Origin of the sequence: Frankia sp. AgPm24 (genome assembly GCF_023243055.1) — a bacterium.
In the GTDB taxonomy this organism is placed as follows: domain Bacteria; phylum Actinomycetota; class Actinomycetes; order Frankiales; family Frankiaceae; genus Frankia; species Frankia umida.
This window is the reverse complement of sequence record NZ_JALKFW010000074.1, coordinates 1-923: the sequence shown is the minus strand read 5'-3', so window position 1 is coordinate 923 and position 923 is coordinate 1. Positions and strand designations below refer to the sequence as shown.

Here is a 923-nt window from a genome sequence, read left to right as displayed (position 1 = left end):
CTGGGAAGCCCTCGAACACGCCCACCTCGACCCCGACACCCTCCGCGGCACCCCCACCGGCGTCTTCAGCGGCCTGATGTACCACGACTACGCCGCGGGCGAGGGGGCGACGCCGGAATCGTTGGAGGGTCACCGGATCACCGGCAGCGCGGGCAGCGTGGCGTCGGGCCGGGTGTCCTATGTCCTTGGTTTCGAAGGGCCGGCGGTCACCGTCGACACCGCCTGCTCCTCATCCCTGGTCGCCGTTCACCTGGCCGTGCAGTCCCTGCGTTCCGGGGAATCCACCCTGGCGCTGGCCAGCGGGGTGGCGGTGATGGCGACCCCCGCAATGTTCATCGACTTCTCCCGGCAGCGCGGCCTTTCCGCGGATGGACGTTGCCGTTCCTTCTCCGCCGACGCCGACGGCACCGGCTGGTCAGAAGGCGTCACCGTCCTCGTCCTGGAACGCCTCAGCGACGCCCAACGCCTCGGCCATTCCATCCACGCCGTCATCCGCGGCACCGCCATCAACCAGGACGGTGCCAGTAATGGTCTGACCGCACCGAACGGGCCGTCGCAGCAACGCGTCATCCAGGCCGCACTCAGTAATGCCGGCCTCAGCCCCCACGACATTCAGGTCGTCGAGGCACATGGCACCGGAACGCCGCTGGGCGACCCGATCGAAGCCCAGGCACTACACGCCGTCTACAGCACCGACCGCCCCACCGACAAACCCCTCCACCTCGGCTCCCTCAAATCCAACATCGGCCACACCCAGGCCGCCGCCGGCATCGCCGGCACCATCAAAATCATCCAGGCCCTCCACCACAACACCCTCCCCCGCACCCTCCACGCCACCCACCCCACCCCCCACATCGACTGGGACAACACCCCCCTCGCCCTCCTGCACGAACCCACCCCCTGGGCCCCCAGCACCACCCCAC

1 protein-coding gene is annotated in these 923 nt (G+C 69.2%); it reads left to right on the top strand.

Annotated features, from left to right (window positions below; all coding sequences use genetic code 11):
- Positions 1-923, top strand: a 923-nt coding sequence (locus tag MXD61_RS05705) for a polyketide synthase (protein ID WP_248811795.1), incomplete at both ends; no start/stop codon positions are given.